Below are 6174 nucleotides of genomic sequence, written 5' to 3'. Positions count from 1 at the left end.
GGGCGGGGTGCTGGGTGAAGCCCGCGCCGGCCGGGGTCGCGACCCGGCCGAGGCGACGGGAGAGCGTCTCCGCCAGGAGCTGCGGGACGGGCGGTCTCGGCTGCGTACCGGTCAGCCAGTGCGCCACCGACGTACGGTCGTAGCGCAGCACGAGGCCGATCTCGGCACCGGCGGCGTTGACGGCCCGCGCGCACTGCTCATTGCTCCAGCCCGCTTCGGCGAGCAGGGCACGTAAACGCGCGTTGGGGCGCCTGTCGACGGCCATCGGATTTCTTCTCCCTGATTCTCGACTGATCCCGTGCGCTACTGGTCCGCCGCGCGACGGTGCATCACTCGGCGCGGTCCGCGAACTGCCGTACGAATTCGGGACGGACGCCCTTCGCAAATGCGGTCCGGTATCGCGGACCCTGCCCGACAATCCCTGTCAGCACGAGCGTGACCAGGTGTTTCGCTTTTCGAAAAAGGCTGGAGAGAAAGGGGAATTGACATCCGGAAGGTGACCTCTGATCGATTGGGCTATGCCACCAGCATGCCCTTGACGCACCTTGCGGGACCGCTCACTTCAGGCCATTCAGAATGCATGACCGGACTCGGCGACAGACACCGAATCGAATTCAACGCTTTCAACGCACAGCAGATCGAACGGCCGGTACGCCTCGCGGGGCGTGCCGGTGGGCGGGCGGTGCCTGCCGCCTCGCCAACTCCCGTACGGTGCAAGGGCGTTGCGTACCCCCGAGAGCCGAGCCCTCAGCCCTCGGCCGTCAGGCCGGCCAGCATCGCGCGCTGGTGGCGGTGGCCCACCGTCTCGTAGCCGACGACCGTGACGAACGGGGCCAGCATCACCACGAGCAGGCACACCGACAGCGCGACACCGGCCGCCGAGAGCAGCACCGCCGCGACGAGGACAGCCAGCGTGAGGCTGATGAGCAGCAGGTGGAGCCGGTCCGTGGCGGAGAGCAGCAGGGTGTGCAGCAGGTACACCATCAGCAGGTAGAGGCCGACGGGGACGGCGAGCGAGGCCACCACTGCGGGTTCGCCGAGCTTGGAGTGGTGCTCCAGTTGCAGGCCCGCGACGTGCAGTCCCGCTCCGGCGCCCGCGATGCCGATGTACAGCGGGATGTGCCCGTAGCCGAAGAGATAGCCGCGCTTGCGGCGGTGGATGAGGATGTCGCCGAAGGGGGTGGCGAAGTAGACCCACCACATGGCGAAGGTGAGTCCGACGCCCGCGACGACCACGGCGATGGCGTCGATGCTCCAGTCCATGCCGTCGACGCCGCCGAGCAGGTCGCCGGAGGAGGCGACCGTGCCGACCACGCCCTCGCCGAGGGTGATGATGGCGAAGAGGCTGTACCGCTCGGCGATGTGGTGCGGGTGCCAGGGGGTGCCGCCCGCTTCGCCCTGGGTGAGGACGGGCAGCAGCAGCTCGAGGGCGCCGAGCACGAGGAACGCGGGGAACGCGACGCCGAGCGGCAGACCGGGCACGAAGGCGAGGACGGTCCAGCCGATCTGGGCGATGACCGTCCAACGGATGTTGGCCCGCCCGACGTGCCGGAACGTGGGCGACTCCTGGGCCGCCCGCCACCACTGGGAGATCATCGCGACGCGCATGACGACGTATCCGATGACCATGACGCGCAGTTCGAGGTGGTCGCCCACGTCGACGGAGTGGAAGAACGCGGGCAGGCCGAGCGCGAACACGACGACGCCCATCATCTGGACCATCGTCAGGACCCGGTCGAGCCAGTCGTCGGTGCCGAAGGCGGAGGCGAACCAGGTGAAGCTGATCCAGGCGACGCTGATCGCGAACATCGCCATGACGAACGCGGTGACCGCCTGCCCGGCATGGCCCTCGGCGAGCATCTCCGCGAAGTGCGAGGCGGCGGTGCCGACGGCGACGACGAAGGTCAGGTCGAAAAGCAGTTCCAGCGGCGTGGCGGCCCGGCCGTGCTCCTCCGGGTCGCGGCCCGTCATCAGGAGCCGGCGATGGGCCACGCCATTCCTGCCGCCACCATTCCTGCCGCCGTCGGCGTCGTCAGTGGCGGCGGTGTGATCGGAGTTGCTCATGTCCAGCATGATGCCGCATGGCCATGGGGTCTCAAGTCGGCTTACGGGCCGCCCGGTCGCCCCGCCCGTACCGGCACCCGCGCCCCCGTCCTCGCCCTCGCCCGACTCCGTGGACCTCCTCATGCCTCCGTATACCGATACTCCGTCGAGCGGCGCCCGCCCGGCCGGTTCGGTATACGTATGGAGCCCCTACAGGGCGTCCCCTGACGGCTTCTCGTAGGCGGTGCGGGCGACCGCGAGGGTGGCGATCTGGATGCGGGAGCCGTAGCCGAGCTTGCCCATGATGTGTTCGAGGTGGGAGTCGACGGTGCGCTTGGAGATGACGAGCCGCTCGGCGATCTGACGGTTGGACAGGCCCTCCGCGACGAGCAGGGCGATCTCCTGTTCCCGTGAGGTGAGCGTGTCCCAGTCACCGCCCCCGGCCGCGCGGGGTGCCGGGGCCGCCGGGCCGGTCTCACCGGCGAGCGCGGCCGCCTCGGGCAGCGGCAGCGCCATGCCCTCGTCGCGCAGTTGCCGGTAGCGCACCGCGCCGAGGGCGCTCTCGGCGGCGGCGACGGCGGACCGGTGCGCCTCGTGCATGCTGTTGATGCCGAGCCTCGGCTCGTGGAACTTCTCCCACAGGTTGTCCGCCGTGCCGAGGCCGCGGGCAGCCCGCTCGTACTGGCCCTCGGCGGCGGCGACCCAGGCGAGGGTGTCGAAGGAGAAGGCGACCACCTGCGTGTGGTTGATCTCAAGCCCCATGTCAAGGGCGGTACGCAGGGTCCGCTTGGCCTCGTCGAAACGGTCGAGGCCCCACAGGGAACAGCCCTTCTGCCAGTGCAGCCAGCCCTGCACCCAGCGCTCGCCCGGGTCCATGAGGGCGATGGCCTCGGCGTGCAGGGCGAGTTTCCGTTCGTGCTGCGAGGTCACGGTGTAGGCGCCGCAGAGGGTCGCCGACGCCCAGCCCTCCAGGGCCCGTTCGCCCTGTTCGGCGAAGAGGGCGCGGGCCTCGGTGACATGGGCGAGGGCGCGTTCGGCGTCGCCGGTGAGGGTGCCGTAGAGGCCGCGGTTCTTCGCCACGTACCCGAGGGCGAGCCGGTCCTCGTACCGTTCGGCCAGTTCCGCCGCCTCGTCGGAGAGGTCGAGCCCCTGCCGGTGGTGGCCGGTCATGAGGGTGAGGTCGCCGAGCGCGCAGAGGGCCCGCATCCGTACCCGGCTCGGTTCGGGGCAGAGCGGCAGCAGCCGGCCGAGCCAGTAGTGGCCCTCGACGATCCGGCCCATACCGAGCCAGAGGCCCCACAGGGCGGTCGCCATCTCCAGGCCCGCCGGGGCCTCGTCGGCACTGGCGCAGCAGAATTCGAGCGCGCTGCGCAGGCTGGGCCGCTCCCGCCAGGTGCGGCGCATCCGCGGCACCTGTTCGCCGGTGAGCCAGCGGGCCCCGAACTCCCGTGCCAGGGCGAGGTAGTGGTCGCGGTGGCGGGCCGCGTAGGTGCGCTGTTCGGCGGCCTCCTGGAGGCGTTCGAGGCCGTACTCGCGGAGGGTGTCGAGCATCCGGTAGCGGGCCCCTGCCTCGTCGCCGTCCTGGCCCTCGGCCTCGACGCGCAGCACGATGGCCTTGTCCACGAGCCCGATGAGGCTGTCGAGTACGTCGTCCTCGGGCAGGTCCGTGCCGGAGCAGATCTCTTCGGCCGCGGTCAGTTCGAACTCGCCCGCGAAGACGGAAAGCCGTCGCCACAGCGCCTGTTCGGGCCCGGAACACAGTTCGTGGCTCCAGTCCGTGGCCGTACGCAGCGTCTGGTGGCGGGGCAGTACGGCGCGGCTGCCGCCGGTCAGCAGGCGGAAGCGGTTGTCGAGGCGGCGCAGGATCTGGTCGAGAGGCAGAGCGCGCAGCCGTACGGCGGCGAGTTCGATGGCGAGCGGGATGCCGTCGAGGCGGTGGCAGAGGCGGGCCACCTGGGTGCGGTTGGCGTCGGTGAGGCGGAAGCCGCGGGAGACGGCGGCGGCCCGTTCGGCGAAGAGTTCCATCGCGTCGGTCGTGGGGGTGCCGGGGTGGCCCGCGCGCGCCGGTTCGGCGTCCGGGTCGGGCGCGGCGAGCGGGGCGATCTGCAGCAGCCGCTCGCCGGGCGCGTCCAGGGGCCTGCGACTGGTGGCGAGGATGCGGACGCCGGGGCAGGAGCGCAGGACGGCCTGCGCGAACCGGGCGGCGGCGTCGACCAGATGCTCGCAGGTGTCGAGGACGATGAGCAGCCGCTTGTCCGCGAAGTACGCGATGAGCGCGTGGAGTTGGGAGGAGCCGGGGGCCTCGCTGCGCTCGGGCAGGTCGACGACGGCCGCGACGGCGTTGGGCAGCAGCTCCGGATCGCGCAGTCCGGAGAGCTCCACGAAGTGCACTCCGGCGGGGAACGACGGCTGCTCCTCGCGGGCCACGCGCAGCCCGATCCGGGTCTTGCCGACCCCGCCGACGCCCATCAGGGTGACCAGCCGCTCCTGCCCCAACGCCGCGGAGACCTCGGCGATCTCGGCCTCCCGGCCGACGAACCTGGTGAGTTCGACCGGAAGGCCGCCGGTGAGAACGGTGCTGGCGCTGTCGGCCATGACTCCCCCTGAGCTGCTCGGTACATGTACCGACCGGGCGAGGCATCGACGGGTGACGTGCCCCTCGCGGATACCGAGCACCCCGGCCGGATGCGCTCCACAGTCTAGGTACGGCCACGCGCATCGGTGCCCTGGTCGGGGGCTGTGCGCGCGTCCCAACGGCCGTGCGGCAGCGGCGAATCCGGCAGATCCAGCACGCGTGATTGATGTACAAGGGTGTTCGTCAATGCTAGCGTTCCGGGCGCCCGACGGATGTCCGCCGCCCGCTCGACGGGCGGCGCCACGCCGCCGGGCACCGCACCTCCTGCACCACGTCGTAGAGCCGCACAGGAGGAATCGTGACCGATGAGCGCAACGGCAGCCGCGCTGCCGAACGGCCCGACCGCGACCGACTGACCGAGCGGGCCGAGGAGTTCGAGGGGCGCGTCGTCTGGCGGAGGACCGCGATCGTCGCGGTACCCGGCATCGTCTCGCTGGCCGCACTCGGGGTGCTGATGGCGCAGGGCGCGATGGCCGCGAGCTTCGCGGTGTCGGGCAGCCACTTCAAGGTGGGCTCGGGCCGCCTGTCCAGCAGCGGACTCGCCTCGTACGTGGATGTCGACCGCTCGGCGGACGGCTCCCGGCACCCGGTGTCGCTGCTCGCCCTCAAGGACGTCAGCCTCACCGACATCTGCCAGTCCACCCGGATCAAGACCCCCATCGGCACCATGGTGTTCCGGCTGACCGCGGGTGGCGAAGCGGGCCCCGTCACCGCCGACAGCCTCGTCATCGACGGCGACGACCTGACCGGCGACGCACAGTTCGGCACCGCCCAGATCGGCCGGGACGCGTCCACCCTCGACGCGGTACCGGGCGTCAAGGGCGAGCCCGGTCACTTCGGCCTCCAGGTCAAGGGCGTCGACGTCGCCGGGGTGAAGTCGCGGGCCTGGTCGGCGATGGGCGGCAACTTCAAGCTCAAGGGCATGAAGATCTCCGTCGGACCGGGTGGCAAGGAATGCTTCTGAGGCGGAGGGCACGTACGCGGTCCGGGGACGATCCGCACCCGGCCGGCCCTGCTGAGGGCTCAGGGGACGCCTCCGGTACGGGGCGCCGCGCGCTCGGGGCGCGGGTCGAGGAGCTGTTGCCCTGGCCCGAGCGGCGGGCGGCGCTGCGTCGCTGGCGCCGTCGACGCCCGTTCTGGGGCGGCCTGTTGCTGATCGCCGCCGGGGCGGAGCTGCTGATCGCCCCGCTGTCCCCGCTGGGCGTCCTGTTCAGTCTGGGCGTCGGCGGGATCGCCGCGGTCCTGATCGGCCTGGCCCTGATCCTGGCCGGCGGGTTCCTGTGGGGGGCGCCGCACGCGCGCGCGTACGTGAGCCTGAACGCGCTGCTGCTCTCCGTGGCGGCCTTCGCGGTCACCAACCTGGGCGGCTTCCTGGTGGGTTCCCTGCTCGGCGTCGCGGGCAGCGCACTGGGGTTCGCCTGGGCTCCGGTGTCTCCGGTGTCTCCGGTGCGGCGAGTGGAGGGGGACGCGGCGGACGCGGCAACCGAGCCCGGCAG

5 protein-coding genes are annotated in these 6174 nt (G+C 71.5%); 2 read left to right on the top strand and 3 right to left on the bottom strand.

Features of this window, described 5'->3' with window-relative positions; translation table 11 throughout:
* The 3 genes from GUY60_RS32555 to GUY60_RS32545 form a co-directional block, all read right to left on the bottom strand.
* On the bottom strand, window positions 1–265 hold a 265-nt coding region (locus GUY60_RS32555; RefSeq protein ID WP_512700848.1), incomplete at its 3' end, for an NsdA family TPR-like regulatory protein.
* Between the two features lie 482 nt (window positions 266–747).
* Window positions 748–1971, bottom strand: coding sequence for a low temperature requirement protein A (locus GUY60_RS32550; RefSeq protein WP_161704452.1), 1224 nt, complete (start codon window positions 1969–1971; stop codon window positions 748–750).
* Window positions 1972–2253: 282 nt separating this feature from the next.
* Window positions 2254–4638: an ATP-binding protein gene (locus GUY60_RS32545; RefSeq protein ID WP_161704448.1), complete on the bottom strand. Its 2385-nt coding sequence runs from the start codon at window positions 4636–4638 to the stop codon at window positions 2254–2256.
* Between the two features lie 338 nt (window positions 4639–4976).
* On the opposite strand from GUY60_RS32545, the gene GUY60_RS32540 reads away from it, so the two are divergent.
* Together GUY60_RS32540 and GUY60_RS38590 are read left to right on the top strand one after the other, a co-directional pair.
* A complete protein-coding gene (locus GUY60_RS32540) occupies window positions 4977–5642 on the top strand; it encodes a DUF6230 family protein (RefSeq protein WP_312866508.1) in 666 nt (221 codons plus the stop codon).
* Window positions 5633–6174 (top strand): DUF6114 domain-containing protein (locus tag GUY60_RS38590; protein ID WP_223178756.1); only part of this gene is annotated, 542 nt, incomplete at its 3' end. The genes GUY60_RS32540 and GUY60_RS38590, both read left to right, overlap by 10 nt.

The organism is Streptomyces boluensis (assembly GCF_009908195.1).
Classification (GTDB): Bacteria; Actinomycetota; Actinomycetes; order Streptomycetales; family Streptomycetaceae; genus Streptomyces; species Streptomyces boluensis.
The sequence above is the reverse complement of the archived record's forward strand: the minus strand, read 5'-3'. Positions and strand labels throughout refer to the sequence as shown.

Excerpts from the sequence above, each read along its gene's own strand:
- GUY60_RS32545 (WP_161704448.1), bottom strand. The coding sequence starts at position 4,638 with ATGGCCGACAGCGCCAGCACCGTTCTCACCGGCGGCCTTCCGGTCGAA.
- GUY60_RS32550 (WP_161704452.1), bottom strand. The coding sequence starts at position 1,971 with ATGACGGGCCGCGACCCGGAGGAGCACGGCCGGGCCGCCACGCCGCTG.